This is a genomic window from Legionella santicrucis (genome assembly GCF_001468135.1).
Taxonomy (GTDB): domain Bacteria; phylum Pseudomonadota; class Gammaproteobacteria; order Legionellales; family Legionellaceae; genus Legionella; species Legionella santicrucis.
Genome location: NZ_LNYU01000005.1, coordinates 41463 through 57533, shown reverse-complemented (window position 1 = coordinate 57533; position 16071 = coordinate 41463). Strand labels below are relative to the sequence as shown.

Genomic DNA, 16071 nt, shown 5'->3' with positions numbered 1-16071 from the left:
ATTTACTATTATATCACTTTCTTAAAAAACATAAGCCTATGTCATCAATTAAATAGTATCTTCATTTAATTATAAATCGAAGCCACTTAATCTTTAAATTAAGATTACACTACCTACTTTTCATCAAAGCGTACTGGATTTCTTCCCTCAATTGTAGTGATAGATAGTGAATTAGTTATTATTTTAGGCGTAATAAAAATAAGTAACTCATCATTATGAACACCGATTTGCGTATTTTTAAATAAATTTCCTACTACAGGTAATTGACCAAAAAAAGGCACTCGCGTAATTGTCTTACTCTTATCTTGTTGATAAATACCACCAAGTACAATAGTTTGTCCATTGCTCACTAACACATTAGTCTGAATTTCTTTAGTTGCAATTGCTGGAACTCCATTGTAAGTCTGATTAGGTAATGCAACATCTTGATTAATCTTTAAATCCATAAGGATTTTATTATCAGGGGTAATTTGCGGAATTACTTTTAAACTCAAGACAGCTTTTTTAAATGCTACCGCCGTTGCACCACTAGAAGTTGATTGCTGATAAGGGATTTCTTGACCTGAGTCAATTAATGCGGGTTGCTGGTTTGCTGTAATCAGTCTTGGGCTGGAAATTAGCTCCGCGAGACCTTCACTTTCTAAAGCTGAAAGCTCCAAATCAAGCAAGATATTATCGCCAAGTTGGGCTAAAGCAATACCTACTGTAGCTGGATTTGCCTTTGTCAAAGGCGCTGCTACCAAATCTAAATTTAATCTGTCCGTAAAAGGTGTAACATCTGCAGGAGCAACTCCTTGCGCTAATTGATTTGCCCCAGCTAAAGTACCACTTAAATGTTGCGGCTTAGAAACACCCCAGCGGATACCTAGATCTTGGGCAAAATCTTTAGTCACCTCAACAATACGAGCTTCAATCAGTACTTGTTTTACAGGAACATCTAAGTCCTTAATTAATTTTCTGACCTCATCTACTCTGCTACCACTATCTTGGATCCATATAGTATTAGTACGTGTATCGACACTAACTTTACCCTTGTCGGATAAAAGTGAATTTTGTCTGTCTTTAATTAAGATTGCGAGATCGGTTGCTTTAGCATAATTAATTTGTATTAGTTCGGAACGTACGGGTTCGAGTCTTTGGATTTTATGTTGACTCTTAAGTTGCTGCTCCTCCATGTCATTAAACGATTTTTGCGTGTCGATCACCATCACATTTCCATTTTGACGCTTTGCCAAACCTTGTGTTTTTAAAATAATATCTAATGCTTGATCCCAGGGAATATTATTTAATCGTAAAGTAATATTTCCTTGAACTCTGTCACTTGCAACAATATTTATCCCTGTGAAATCAGCAAGTAACTGTAATACCGACCGTATGCTAATATTTTGGAAATTTAAAGAAATTCGTTTTCCAGAAAATACCTGTTTCTTAAGTTTTTCCTGTTCTATTTCTTCCTGAGTCAACGGAAATACATCAACCATAAACTGCTTGTTAACCTGATAGATATTGTGACCAAAATATCTTTCGCCCAATAACGTCATGCGCGCATTTTTTCCATCCTGTTGTAAGGTAATCAGATTCACCGGACTGCGAAAATCAGAAACATCAAAACGTTTCCTTAAATTTTGCGGCACTTTAGTATTTAAAAATTTAACTATAATTTCTTTGTCGTGCTCCTCTACATCAATTGGGATACTGGTACTTGAAACGTCAACTACAGCACGCCCACCTTGATGCTCAACACCTCGAAAATCAAAATGGGTAATTTCGTAACTTGTTTTTACAGGGCGATTGGTAACCAAAATTTCTTTAGGAGCTTGAAATAATTCATTGCTCTTTCCATTTAAAATAATTGTATAAACCTTGCCTGAAACCGAGCCTAAATAAGGCACAGCGTATTTTAAATCCAAAACAGCTCGAACACGAGCACCAACAGTTACAAGAGTATAATTATTCAGCGAACCTAATTTAATGTTCTTTGTTTTCTGCTCAATGGGCAACTGTAAGTTAGTGTCAACAAAATCTATAACAATGCGTGCCGGATTTTCGATTACAAAACTCCCTGGTTGTTTTTTAATCGGATGAGCAAATATAAAATCCATGCGTAACTTTTCCTCCGGCAAAGGAATTACTTTTACCGATATCAAAGAGTTATTCTGAGCAAAAACGATGCCTATGCTCATCCCTATAAAAATTAAAAACACAACTATTCTTTGCACTTATGCTCCTACTTCCCAGTATATAGTTCAATTTTAGTTCTATGTTTTTCCCATTTTCCTGAACTTTGAGTTGTTTCGATTAACTCTATAGAATCATTCTTTATGGACACAATACGACCATAATTTTGTCCCATATAATCACCGATTCGCACCGGCGTAACTCCCTTGTTAGGCAGCTCAATTAAGGCCCATATTTCATTATCTTGTTTCAAAGTACCTACAAATTTTAATGCATCAAGAGGAAAAGCCTCCAAAGGTTGCTTCGGCCTATTTTTATCAGGCGCATTTACATCAACCTCTTTTTTTTGAGAAACAGGCTTAAATGGGCTACGCCTATTGCCATTATCTGGAAATTTAAAAGAAGGCAAAGGAGCAAATGAAGGAAGCGATTCAATTTCCCGTGTTTTCCTCTGTTTTACACCATTAATATAGTTCACTAAATCCTCATTATCATCGGTGCAAGCAACCAATAATAAGGATATGAAACAGATACAACAAATCTCTTTGTTCATCATTGCGCGCGATATCGATATATTTTAGCGGTAATATTCATCACCAACTCATCCTCTGAAATAACCTTATGATCTTTGGAAGATACTCCTTCAATACTAAAATCATGTAAGGTAACAATCCTTGTCATTTCAGCAACTCGACTTATAAACATTGCTAATTGAAAATAAGTCCCTACCACTGAAATTTTTATAGGTAATTCTATATAAAAATCATGAACTACCTCCGGCTGAGGGGCAAATAACTCAAACCTTAAACCTGATGCAACACCTGTCTTAGAAATTTCTTCAAGTAAACCAGGCATTTCATTTTTTTCAGGAAGCTGCGTAAGCACCAATGCAAAACGGTTAGCTAAAGTTTTTAGTTGAGCACGATAAGCGGGTAAATTATATAACTGGCGTTGCTTGCTTTCAAAATCTGATTTTAAAGTTGTTTCTTGCTGTTTTAGTGTATCAAACTGAGTAAAATTATCTTGAATAATGAGCCAATATCCCAATGCAATAATTAAAAAGCTTGTGCCTAAAAGCATTCCAATTTTTATTGCTAGTGGCCATTGTCCTACATTTTCCAAAGTTAATTCACTGAGATTAATAGTGTTCATCGTATAATCCCAAGCTGAAATTGAGGTGCAAGCACAAAATTTAACTTAAATTCATTATTGGCAGGCTCTTGTCTGTCTTCCTTCTTAATTTCACTCAGAACGGGAGAATGAATCCATTCATTATTTTCTATATTTTTCATTAAAATTGAAACGTAGGTATTCGATTCAGTGTAACCCGTGATAGATAGAATATCATTTTTTCCTTCTATCTGAGTTAAATAAATTCCAGAAGGCATTACATTAATTAATTCATCAAATAAATGAACCATTAATGTCCGAGTTGATTGTAAATGCTGAACTATAAACATTCTAGAGATGAATATTTCTCGAGTTTTTTTCAAATTTTTAATTTCGTTTAATTGGTTATTCATAGCTGCTATTTCATCTTGCAACATGTGATTTCGAACAAGTTGATTACTCACTAAATCAGAGGCATAAGTATTAATTAAAAACACAATAAATATCGAAATTGCTATAATTATGAAAAACAAAACCATGAACAGCTTTTTTTCTTGCTCCCGCTTTTGTTCACGCCAAGGAAGAAGATTAATTTGGGTCATAGAATCACTCTGTATTTCTTAATGCTAGGCCACAAGCAACCATAAGTGCGGGTGCATCATTATTTATAGCATCCAAATGTATCTTTTTACTTAAGGTCATATATGAAAGTGGATTAGCAATAGTAGCTGTTTTTCCTAATCGGTCTTTAACTAAAGCAACTAAGCCTGGTAATCTGGCTAATCCTCCTGCCAATAAAATATGATCAACATCTCCTTCTTGGTTTGTAGAATAAAAAAACTGCAATGTTCTCTTAATCTGTAACAAGATATTTTCTTTAAAAGGTTCTAAAACTTCTGTTTCATAATTAGAAGGTAATTCTTTTTTATCTCTGGCAACCACCACCTCTTCTAAGCTCATTTTATAGCGCTCAGCAATTGACTCAATTAATTGTTTATCGCCAAATTTTTCTTCTCGGGAATAAACCAATTTCATCCTATGCAATACGAATAAATGGGTATAACATGCTCCAATATCAATAATAGCAATTGTTTTATCTTCACCAAGTATGGGCAAATCTAAAGCTATTCGTTGTGCCGCTCGCTCCACTGCATAAGACTCAACATCTACTACCACAGTATCTAAACCCGCGGCTGCAACTACTCCAACACGTTGGTTGACATTCTCCGCTCGCGATGCAACGATAAGTACATCGAGCAGATGTGGATTTTTCTGAGAGTATCCTAAAACTTCGAAATCAAGATTAATTTCCTCAATTGGATAAGGAATATATTTATCAGCCTCAGTAGCGATCAGCTCCTCCATCTCCTCATCATTTAAGCCTTCATTAATTTGTACTACTTTACTGATTATCGCGGCATCTGGCACAGCCAAAGCGGCTTGCTTACATGAGGTATGCAAACGGTCAACTATTTTTTTAACGCATTGGGAAACTGCATCAAGATCCTTAATAACATTCCCATCCATTGCATTGGGTGGCAATATTTCACGTCCATAATTCTCAATAACAAGCTCACCATTCTTACCTGAGATTTCTAATATTTTGACTGCTGTGGATGTTATATCTATTCCAAGAATTGAACGATGCTGAGGTTGTAATAATTTGAGCATGTTCTTTATTCCTTTGAATCTTCCATACATTCAGGCATTCCTTTTAGCGTATATGCAGATGTTAACGTAACCTATTAAAAAGTTACACTATTTTCTACTCATCTAAGTTATCACAAATGGCTATCAATTGTCATTTTTACTTCGATAACCAACTTGCGCTTCATCAAAACATTTAATATAGTGAAAAACCAACTTGCAAGGGGATTTTACATTTATGCTTTAACAAGGAGAATCGCATGACTAAATTAGAAGATTTAATCAATTCGTTGGCATCCGTCATTGTACGCTATCACGATACTCAAAAAGATGTCACTAAACTAATCGTTGAAAGCGATCAAACGCTACTCAGAAAAAAATCTCGTAGATATGCGATTGATATCATGCAAAATACGGAAGTCAAATTTGACCAAAGACTTATAAGATTAATCGATGCATGTACCAAAAAATATCCTGATCGTAAGCCCTTTCTTACATTCATTTTAAAAGAAGCCATTTTTCTAAAAGAACAACTTGATAGAAAAGTTCCATTTACTTCTGAAGAATTAGAAAAATTGAAGCAACAAATAAGTCAGCTTTTTATCGATAGTCGACAGCTATTAAAAATTTATAAAAATACCCCATATAAAGTAACCTACAGCAGCCTGAACGACGAAACCTTAGCCTATGAGAGTTTAAATGGTTTAATCAATGATGCTTATTATGGTAACCACTTTTGTAATTCAGGAGATATCCTTCTTGACGAAGTTCTAGGTAGATTTCACATAACCATAGACTATACTGATGACGAAATCAAAGAGATCGCAGCTGCTCTGTGCCTTGAACACCAGAATGCCCTACTCGTTTCAGAACTTAAAAATCAAAAATTTGAATTAGAGTCTCAGCAATCCACTTTGATATTACAAAAATCTGAGTTAGAAAGCCAGAAATCTACATTAGAACTGCAAGTATCTCAATTAGAAAGCGATAAATCGATATTATCACATCAAAAATTGGAACTAGAGGAACAACAATCCACATTAAAGCTGCAAATATCTGAGTTAGAGAATGAGAAATCTACTTTAATGGATAAAAATACTGAATTAGAGGAACAAAAATCTACATCAGAGCTGCAAATATCTCAGTTAGAAGACGATAAATCGATATTAACTCACCAAAAATCTGAGTTAGAGGCGCAAAAATCTACATTAAAGCTTCAAGTATCTCGGTTAGAAAAGGATAAATCTACCATCACTCACCAAAAATCTGAGTTAGAAGGACAAAAATCTACATTAAAACTTCAAGTTTCTCAGTTAGAAGAGGAGAAATCTACTTTAACACATCAAAAATCAAGCTTAGAAGCAGATAAATCTTCACTTACACTTCAAAAATTAAAGCTTATTGAAACCAATAAATCACAGGAAAAAACTATTGAGGAATTGCATCGTGAGTTGAAAAATGCTCAAGCAGAACTAGAAAAAACCCAACTAGAGTTCGAGAGCTTCAAAAAACAAAAAGCTGAAGAAACACCACTTACAAAACGCCCCTTTCCTTCTCTATATGGTGGCTTAGCTCCATTCTATTTGCTTAACCAGCAAAAGGGAAAAGGAACATTTTTCCAATCAAATATATCTTCTGAACAAGACATTGATATAGTTGAAGATAATACTTCACGGCCAAACGTCGATTAAAAAAGATTAGGCATTAGATCTGCATTCTTTTGCTTATTTACCGTATTGAAAATGTCTCTATGGTGCTTCGAACCCTAATGATGCTTCGTTTCATTGAATTTTTGGAAGAAAATTCAATGAAACAGTTAAAATCAGTATAAAATTCCTTCTCTTTTTTGCACAAAACTCGCAATCTTACTGAGAATCACTGTATAATGCTCGCCAAATTTCATTTAAAACATATAAATCTATGAAAATGGCATACTTCTGGCGTAAAGGTCTATGGGCGCTGATGAGCCTACTTTTTCTTTTATTAATAGTCGGTAGTTTTTTATACCTCTATCTTGAAAGTCAACTTCCTAATGTAGACTCATTAAAAACAGTACAATTACAAGTACCTTTACAAATATTCAGCAAAGAAGGTTTGCTGATTCAGGAGTATGGCGAAAAAAAGCGTATTCCTGTTACTTACGATGAAATTCCGCCAATGCTTATTCATGCATTAATAGCCACAGAAGATCAACGTTTTTTTGAACATCCTGGTGTCGATATTATGGGCCTTGGCCGTGCTGCAGTTCGCATGATAAAAACTGGAACAAAATCCCAGGGAGGTAGTACAATTACCATGCAAGTAGCACGTAATTTCTTTTTAAGTCGTAAAAAGACATTTTTACGTAAACTTAATGAGATTATGCTTGCCATAAAAATTGATAGAGAATTAAGCAAGGAGAAAATCCTTGAACTTTATCTGAATAGAATCTATTTAGGTAATCGCGCTTATGGCGTCGGTGCTGCAGCAATGGTTTATTTTGGTAAGCCACTCAATGAATTAAACTTAGCAGAACTTGCAATGATTGCCGGTCTTCCTCAAGCGCCTTCAACACAAAATCCTATTGCCAATCCCCTGGCAGCTAAAAAGCGCCGTGACCATGTGTTAGAGCGTTTGTTAGAAGAACGCTATATCAATGAAGAGCAATATCAAAATGCGATTAACCAACCCATTACAGCGAAGTACCATGGCACTCCTATTGAGGTAAAAGCACCTTATGTTGCAGAAATGATTCGTCAATCTTTATATGACAATTTCGGCCCAGATGCCTATACCAAGGGTTATAAAGTTTATACTACTATTGCTGGAAAACTGCAAAATACAGCAAATAGTGTAGTAGAAAAGAATTTGATTGCTTATGATCATCGCCATGGATATAGAGGACCTATTGCTACCATTGGTGAAAAAGACAGTAAATCCTTGCATGAAATTCAAAAAAATCTAGAGAAATACCCAGAGCTTAATCATCTCTCCCCAGCAGTAGTCACCGAAGTACGAGAAAAAGATGCTACTGCTACATTACAAAATGGTCGAACTGTACTCATCCCTTGGAAAGGCTTATCATGGGCAAGACCAGCCCTTAAAAATGGCTGGGTAGGAAAAACCCCCGTAAAAGCCATACAAGTAGTTGCCGTTGGAGATATTATTTATGTTCATTCAACAACAAAAGAAGATTGGGAATTAGCACAAATTCCTGAAGCAGAATCAGCAATGGTAGCACTTAATCCTAAAAATGGAGCCATAGAAGTTCTAGTGGGGGGATTCAACTTTCAAAAAAGTAAATTTAACCGAGCCACTCAATCTAGCAGGCAACCTGGTTCTAGTTTTAAACCATTTGTCTATGCTGCTGCGTTAAATAATGGTTATACTTTAGCAACGTTAATTAATGACGCCCCTATTGTTGTTGATGATCCAAGCCAACCAAATTTATGGCGTCCTCATAATGTAAACCTGAAATTTAATGGTCCAACACGCCTAAAAACGGCTTTGGTTCAATCTAAAAATTTAGTATCTATACGTATTCTTGATGACATAGGCATTAATTACACGATAGATTTTCTTACGCGTTTTGGATTTAACAAAAAAACGCTTCCTAAAGGCTTATCTCTCGCATTAGGAAGCTTGTCTATTAGTCCTATGGAATTAACTACTGCTTATGCTGTTTTTGCAAACGGTGGCTATAAAGTAGAACCTTATCTTATCGATCACATTACGGACGCAGATGGAAAGATTTTGTTGCAAGCAAAACCCACCGTTGTTTGCAACAACTGTGAAAATATAGATCATTCTACTTTAGCTCCACGAGTCTTACCTGAAGATATTACCTTTTTAATGAATACCGCATTAAAAGATGTGATTCAACATGGCACTGCCCGTGCAGCCAGAGTACTTAATCGCCAAGATATAGCGGGTAAAACGGGAACGACTAATGATCAGGTTGATGCGTGGTTTGCAGGTTTTAATGCAGATCTTGTGGTGACAACCTGGATTGGTTTTGATAACCCTAAATCGTTACATGAATATGCTGCAGGACTTGCTCTTCCTTTATGGATTGACTTTATGAAAGTTGCCTTAAAAGGAAAATCTGAAAGCGAAATGAAACAACCTGAGAATGTAGTTGCGGTTCGCATTGATCCTAATAGTGGATTACTAGCCCGTCCTAATCAATCAAATGGTATCATAGAATATTTTCGCAATAAGGAAGTTCCAGCAGAAGAAGAGCTTGCTCCTGTTTATAATGCAAGCAATGATCAGCAACAGTTGGCCCCAGTAGAAGAGAGTTTATTTTAGTCATTAGCCTGTGGAGATATCACACTGACATTAAGTTATTTATCTCCACATAAAAATCATTCTCTATGCGATTTATACGCACTTTGTGAGTTGAGCCCTCCGTGGGTGATACTATTGTGTTAGCATATGATTATTTGCAGAAAAACATAAAAAATGTCAGATGAATTGAAAAATTATAAAGAGATACAAAAAGCAAGTTGGGGCCTATTTGCTCCTTTAGAGTTATTAACCACCTTAGTTGCTCCGAAATTGATTCAATTTTCTGGTATTAAGCCTCATGCCCATATCTTAGATGTAGGATGTGGAACAGGAGTAACTGCGATTACCGCTGCTCGTATCGGAGCCAAGGTATCAGCTCTTGATTTGAGCCCTACACTATTAGAAAAAGCGGAAATAAATGCACAATTAGCTCAAGTTGTTATTGATTTTAAAGAAGGTGATGTAGAACAACTACCTTATCCTGATGCACATTTCGATACGGTTTTAAGTCAGTTCGGTCATATTTTTGCTCCTAATGCACAAAAAGCAATCGATGAAATGCTTAGAGTTTTAAAACCAGGTGGTGTTGTAGCATTTTGTACTTGGCCCACCGAACATTTTGTTGGCCAATTGTTTGCGTTGGTCAGTAAATATCATCCTCCACCACATAGTATTGATCCACCAATAAAATGGGGAGCTCCTGAATATGTTAAATATCGGTTAAGTAATCGTGTAAAAAATGGATGCTTTGATTATGGTATAATGCATGTACCAACGATGAGTCTAGGACATTATTTGAATTCTATTGAAAAAAGCTTAGGACCTGTGGCAAATCTAGTAAAACGCTTTGGAAGCGATTCATATGAAATGAATAAATTTCGAATTGAAGTCCGTGCCATTGCTGAAAATTATTATCACGATAACATCCTTCATCAAACCTATATGATGTATCGAGCAGTCAAACTTACTTAATTAGTTACAAGGAATTAAAAATTAATGAACAATAGTAGTAAATCTTCACATTCCTTTTTAATTTTAATCTTATTTCTTTTTTTGCTACGAATGTTCTTTATGTTCAAGTCTAATTTATTGGTTGAAGAAGCATATTATTGGAATTATTCGGACCATCTTGATTTTAGTTTTCTTGATCATCCACCTATGGTTGCTATTTTGATTAAATTAGGAACCTTAATTTTTGGTATAAATGAATGGGGAGTACGCTTTGCGACTATTCCTTGCTGGATTTTAACCTGCTACTTTAGCTTTAAATTAACGACATTAATACGAAAGGAAGCAGGATTGTATGCAGTAGTATTACTATCCATAATGCCATTTTTTTTTATACATTCTTTAATTATTACCCCTGACATTCCTCTTATCCTCTGTTGGTCGGCAGCCCTGTATTATCTTTATCAAGGACTTATTTTAGATAGATATAACAGTTGGTATTGGGCAGGAATGTGGATTGGTTTAGGACTCCTGTCAAAATATACCATTGTGCTGTTAGGATTATCGACAATAACCTATTTAATATATAACTCTGCATCCCGAAAATGGTTCTTACGTAAAGAACCTTATTGTTGTGCGTTAATAGCGCTCCTTGTATTCATACCTGTTATTTATTGGAATGCTACTCATGATTGGGCATCCTTTTTATTTCAAAGCTCACGACGATTTCATGATTATTATTTTTTTTCTTTTCATAAATTAATTGGTTTAGTCCTGGCGTTTTTAACTCCTACTGGCATTTTTGGTGCATGGGTTTTATTCTCACAGAAATATTCGAAAAAACTCATAGATAATAAAACAAAATACTTTTTTCAAATTTATATTGTTGTACCACTTTTATTTTTTTCCTTGTTTAGTTTATTTCATGGAATAAAAATGAATTGGATTGGTCCCATCTTCCTAGCTATTATACCGTGGCTTGCGCTCTTAATAACTGATAATCAACAAATACTCGGTATAACTTTTCGTAAAAGTTGGGCTATAACTTCTGTCATTACTGTTTTTATTTATAGCAGTATTATTTATTGTATTTTGTCAGATAAGCCGGAAAAAATTTATCATTATTTTTTTGAAAAAATAATTCCTTGGGATAATCTTACCCGGGAAGTTTATAACATTGCTCAACAATTAGAAGATAAAACTCATAATACACCTATTATCTTACCTTTAGATACTTATAATATTGCAAGTGAACTTGTTTTTTATCAAAAAAAATACTTCGAACGAGGGCAAATAAATACTTCATATGAAGTGATTGGTTGGCATGTTTTTGGTTTAAATAGTTTGATGTATCAATATTGGGGAAGTATAGAAGAGGTTAAAGGTAAGATCTTAATTTTAGTTTCCCCCAAAATTTCCTTTTTTTCACATCCTCAAGTGAAACAAAAAACGATATCGTTAACTACTATAAAACCTATCAATTATCATGATGATAATGGGCATGAATCATCTGTTTTTTATTATAAAATTGTTAAGATGACTTAGTATAAAAATGCCGTTAAATCCATGAGAAATACTTATCTCTAGGATTAAACGGCATCTTTTATGATTATCGTCCAGCTAAGGCTATAGCTGCAGGTGTATACTCATAACCTAAATCACGAGCAACTGCTTCAAAAGTAATTTTACCTTGATGAACATTCAACCCATTAAGTAAGTGCTTATCATTTAATAAGGCTAGCTTGACTCCTTTAGTAACAATACTTAAGACGTAAGGCAAGGTTGCATTATTCAAAGCAAAGGTTGAAGTTCTTGGTACAGCTCCTGGCATGTTAGCAACACAGTAATGAACTACATGATCAATAACATACGTGGGTTCTTGATGCGTCGTTGGACGGCTTGTTTCAAAACATCCGCCTTGATCGATAGCAACGTCTACTAAAACTGATCCTGGACGCATTGAACGAAGCATAGATCGAGTTACCAATTTAGGTGCTGCTGCTCCGGGAACCAAAACTGCTCCAATCACTAAATCAGCTCTAGCAACATATTTTTCTATAGTATCAGCAGTAGAATAAACGGTATTAATCTTAGAGCCAAATTGAAAATCTAATTCATTTAGGCGCATTAAAGAACGATCAAGTACTGTTACTCGCGCCTCCATACCCATAGCCATACGTACTGCATTAGTACCAACAACTCCACCACCAATAACCACTACATTGGCAGCAGCAACCCCAGGCACACCACCTAATAAAACACCACTACCACCCTGAGCCATTTCCAAACAATGCGCACCCGCTTGAATAGACATCCGACCAGCAACTTGAGACATAGGTGTTAATAATGGTAAACCGCCATCATCTTGAGTCACCGTTTCATAAGCAATTGCTGTAACGCCAGACTCTTTAAGCATCCGTGTTTGATGTGGATCTGGAGCCAAATGTAAATAGGTAAATAAAGTTTGGCCTTCACGAAGACGTTTGCATTCAATAGGCTGTGGTTCTTTTACCTTCACAATTAATTCTGCCCTAGAATACACTTCATCAGCACTCTCAACAACTTCAGCTCCTGCATGCCGGTAATCATCATCAGAGATACCAATCCCTAAACCTGCACCCTTCTCGACAATAACTGAGCTTCCTACCCTGATAATTTCCCTAATACTAGAAGGAACAAGACCCACACGATTTTCTTGAGGTTTAATTTCTTTTGGAACACCTACTAACATACTTTTTCCCCTCTAACGATTTTTTAATTGTTCGATTAACTGTGGTACTAACTCAAATAAGTCGCCAACCAAACCATAATCTGCAATTTGGAAAATAGGCGCATCTTCGTCTTTATTTATTGCAACAATCACTTTGGAATCTTTCATTCCGGCTAAATGCTGTACAGCACCGGAAATACCTATGGCAATATAAAGCATAGGTGCAACTATTCTTCCAGTTTGTCCTACTTGATAATCATTAGGAACAAAACCAGCATCAACAGCAGCACGAGAGGCCCCTACTGCAGCCCCAAGAACATCAGCTAACTCTTCGATTAATTTAAATTTCTCAGCACTTTGCAAACCCCGACCACCCGAAACAACAATTTTGGCACTTCCTAAATCAGGCCTTTCCGATTTACTTAATTCATGTTTGACAAATTGAGCTCGTTCAGCAAGAACCTCTTTATCGATGACCTCAATATGACAAACCGGTTGGTTGGTTGTTATCGGGGTAAATGCTGTTGATCTAATTGTTAATACTTTGATGGGATCCAAAACACGCACTGTTTCTATAGCATTACCTGCATAGATTGGATGTTCAAAGGTATTTGCATCAATTATCTTACTTACATCGGAAACTTGGGCCACATCTAATTGTGCAGCAATACGTGGTGCAATATTTTTACCAAAAGTACTGGCAGAAACTAATATATTATCAAATGAGCGTGCAAATGAAAGCACTAAATCACTAATTTGTTCTGCTACCGGATGATTATAACAGGGTTTATCAATACACCAAACCACATGAACTCCTGCAAAACTTGCAGCTTGTTCTGCCACTGATTTACATTCATGTCCTATTACTAATAAAGTTGGCTTATCGTCCAGCTCTAAAGCTGCAGCTAAAGCATTACAAGTAGATGGATGTACTATTTTATTATCATGTTCAACAAGTACTAAAGTGCTCATCACTTCTCCCTATCAAAGCACTTTGGCTTCATGCTGTAATTTATTTAATAATTCAGTCACTGATTCAATTTTCACGCCGGCACCGCGAGTCGCGGGTGCAGTCACCTTTAATACTTCAATATGCTTTTTAAGTGACAATCCCATATTTTCTAATTCGAATATATCTAGCGGTTTCTTTTTCGCTTTCATGATATTTGGAAGGCTCGCATATCGCGGCTCATTCAAACGTAAATCGGTACTCACAACAGCTGGCAAATGCACACTTAGTGTCTCTAAGCCTCCATCTATTTCACGAGTTACCTGAAGAAGAGCACCATTTGGCTCGATTTTGGAAGCATAAGTCGCTTGCGGCCAATTTAATAAAGAAGCTAACATTTGTGGTGTCTGATTACTATCGTCATCTATAGCTTGTTTACCCATCAACACCAAATCTGGTTTTTCATCTTCACTAATTTTCTTTAATATTTTAGCGATATTTAGGCTTTCAAAAGAATCTGGAGTTCGTACCAAAATTGCCCTGTCAACACCTAAAGCTAAGGCATGACGCAGTGTTTCCTGTGAATTATCTCCCCCAATACTTACTGCAATAACTTCAGTCGCCCAGTTTTTTTCACGCAAACGTAATGCTTCTTCAACAGCAATTTCATCAAATGGATTCATTGCCATTTTGATATTTTGTGATTCAACTCCGGTATTGTCCGATTTGACTCTAATTTTTACATACGGATCAATTACACGCTTCACTGCCACGAGAATTTTCATAATTCCTCACTGGATAATCAAAACAAACGCATCTTGCCAGAGATACGGTATCTAATTCAAGGGAAAGTAACAATTTAAACAAAATTTACCGTAGTGTTTGTTTGTAATTCCACTATACTGGACAAAATATCTGATTTTTTACGTTATAACGCTTGCAAACTCATTATTAAAAATCAAAATATTTTGACCCATGTCTGCAAATTGTATACTGCCCCTAACGATTCGACAATGTCATCTGATTTGCTATATTTCCCGTTAATAAACTGATCACTCGATCAGCTCGATCAACTGCTAATGCAGTATTACCAGTATAAACATTTGAATCTTGCTTCACTAAGAGTAACCTCTCAGAGGCTTTTTTTATTTTTTCCTCTACTTCTAAATCATTTTCTTTATCGATAACACGCATGTGGAGTAAAAATGCTTCTAATGATCGCGATTTTGTTCCTCCTGCTCGCCAATTTTTAAAAAATTGCTGATTTAATAATCCAAGGTACGACTCAATAGGGGCTGCAATCATTTTCAGTTCTGGAGTTCTAAAATTTTCAACCGTACTTTGATTTTGACTTGCTAGAACTAATTCCTTACATATTGATACATCACTAGGCTCTTCATAGGGATCATGCGTAGTTGAAGAAACTGCAATAAGAGGAGTTAAAAGAGCTGAACCAATCTGTAAACTCACATCATAAAATTGACGCGTCGCCCAGAAAGTCATTTCAAGTAAACGAACCAATAAAGTTGTTGTCGCTGTTGCTGTCACTGCACTAATCTTCTGTAATGTTTCACCCAGTTTTTGCAATTCCTTAGATTGGCTATCCCCCAGGAATTGCCCACTTTTTAATAAAGCGAAATAAAGCGCATAAACAGCAAATAATTCTTCTGCAAAAACAAAAGTTCCAAAACTGATAAATACCATAGGAAGAAACGAGATTAGAGCACGTAATCCCGTTGGTTTTATCTTACCAACTTCATCAAAATAGCTTGTTGACTCATTTAATAAACCTAAAAGACTGGCATAAAAATTACGCTCAGTATAAGTCCTAGAGCGATTTTTTAACATTTCCAACCACTTTTTTAAGTCTTCGCGAGTAGTGATTTCATCAAATTGAATAGGTTTAAAGTCTTGTGGCGAAGTTAATTTCTCATAACAAAGCATTAATGTTTTAAAACATGCTCCATCATTACGATTTTCAGATAAATTTTGCTCAAGCCATGCAATTTCAGGACCAAATGTACAACGATGATCTGGATGAAACTGCACTGCTATTCTTTTATAATTTTTTCGAATCTTTATCTTTTCCGGACCATCTTTTAACAATAGCTTATTGATAAATTTAATAAAATCAGCATCTAAACGTAAAAGAGCTTCTTTATTCAAATGACTCGAATAACTTTTTTTTTCCTCATCATAACTGGCATAAATGCTAACCAGAGTTTTTAATTCCGTTTCTATACCCATCAGCACTCCTTTG

13 protein-coding genes are annotated in these 16071 nt (G+C 35.6%); 4 read left to right on the top strand and 9 right to left on the bottom strand.

The features are described 5' to 3' along the window. Positions 1-113 precede the first annotated feature (113 nt). The 5 genes from Lsan_RS01120 to pilM are packed head-to-tail and all read right to left on the bottom strand — an operon-like array spanning position 114 to position 4959. Positions 114-2219, bottom strand: a complete 2106-nt coding sequence (locus tag Lsan_RS01120; RefSeq protein WP_058512704.1) for a type IV pilus secretin PilQ — start codon at positions 2217-2219, stop codon at positions 114-116. Positions 2220-2227: 8 nt separating this feature from the next. Then, positions 2228-2734, bottom strand: coding sequence for a pilus assembly protein PilP (locus Lsan_RS01115; RefSeq protein ID WP_058512703.1), 507 nt, complete (start codon positions 2732-2734; stop codon positions 2228-2230). Continuing rightward, entirely contained in the window at positions 2731-3330 is a 600-nt protein-coding gene (locus Lsan_RS01110; RefSeq protein WP_058512702.1) for a type IV pilus inner membrane component PilO, read from the bottom strand. Before Lsan_RS01110 ends, Lsan_RS01115 begins: the two co-directional genes overlap by 4 nt. Beyond that, the gene (locus Lsan_RS01105) at positions 3327-3890 is read right to left on the bottom strand and encodes a PilN domain-containing protein (RefSeq protein WP_058512701.1); all 564 of its coding nucleotides are present in this window, start codon (positions 3888-3890) and stop codon (positions 3327-3329) included. The genes Lsan_RS01110 and Lsan_RS01105 overlap by 4 nt, the downstream gene beginning before the upstream one ends. Before the next feature lie 4 nt (positions 3891-3894). After that, on the bottom strand, positions 3895-4959 hold the full coding sequence (gene pilM / locus Lsan_RS01100; protein ID WP_058512720.1) for a type IV pilus assembly protein PilM: 1065 nt from the start codon (positions 4957-4959) through the stop codon (positions 3895-3897). Positions 4960-5195: 236 nt separating this feature from the next. Here pilM and Lsan_RS01095 point away from each other — a divergent pair, with 236 nt between their 5' ends. The 4 genes from Lsan_RS01095 to Lsan_RS01080 all read left to right on the top strand — a co-directional run bounded on the left by Lsan_RS01095 (position 5196) and on the right by Lsan_RS01080 (position 11697). Further along, complete coding sequence (locus Lsan_RS01095; RefSeq protein ID WP_058512700.1) at positions 5196-6626, top strand: hypothetical protein; 1431 nt, start codon at positions 5196-5198, stop codon at positions 6624-6626. 229 nt (positions 6627-6855) lie between these two features. Next, positions 6856-9225: a PBP1A family penicillin-binding protein gene (locus Lsan_RS01090; RefSeq protein ID WP_058512699.1), complete on the top strand. Its 2370-nt coding sequence runs from the start codon at positions 6856-6858 to the stop codon at positions 9223-9225. Positions 9226-9378: 153 nt separating this feature from the next. Further along, complete coding sequence (locus Lsan_RS01085) at positions 9379-10176, top strand: class I SAM-dependent methyltransferase (protein WP_058512698.1); 798 nt, start codon at positions 9379-9381, stop codon at positions 10174-10176. A gap of 99 nt (positions 10177-10275) precedes the next feature. Further along, positions 10276-11697: a glycosyltransferase family 39 protein gene (locus Lsan_RS01080; RefSeq protein ID WP_162265580.1), complete on the top strand. Its 1422-nt coding sequence runs from the start codon at positions 10276-10278 to the stop codon at positions 11695-11697. A gap of 64 nt (positions 11698-11761) precedes the next feature. On the opposite strand, the gene ald is transcribed toward Lsan_RS01080, so the two are convergent. The 4 genes from ald to Lsan_RS01060 form a co-directional block, all read right to left on the bottom strand. Further along, a complete protein-coding gene (gene ald, locus Lsan_RS01075) occupies positions 11762-12883 on the bottom strand; it encodes an alanine dehydrogenase (RefSeq protein ID WP_058512696.1) in 1122 nt (373 codons plus the stop codon). Positions 12884-12895: 12 nt separating this feature from the next. Then, the gene (locus Lsan_RS01070; protein ID WP_058512695.1) at positions 12896-13834 is read right to left on the bottom strand and encodes an electron transfer flavoprotein subunit alpha/FixB family protein; all 939 of its coding nucleotides are present in this window, start codon (positions 13832-13834) and stop codon (positions 12896-12898) included. 12 nt (positions 13835-13846) lie between these two features. Then, positions 13847-14596 carry an electron transfer flavoprotein subunit beta/FixA family protein gene (locus Lsan_RS01065; protein ID WP_058512694.1) on the bottom strand — a complete coding sequence of 250 codons (750 nt, stop codon included), beginning with the start codon at positions 14594-14596 and terminating at the stop codon, positions 13847-13849. A gap of 214 nt (positions 14597-14810) precedes the next feature. Beyond that, positions 14811-16058, bottom strand: a complete 1248-nt coding sequence (locus Lsan_RS01060) for a hypothetical protein (protein WP_058512693.1) — start codon at positions 16056-16058, stop codon at positions 14811-14813. Between the last annotated feature and the right edge of the window lie 13 nt (positions 16059-16071).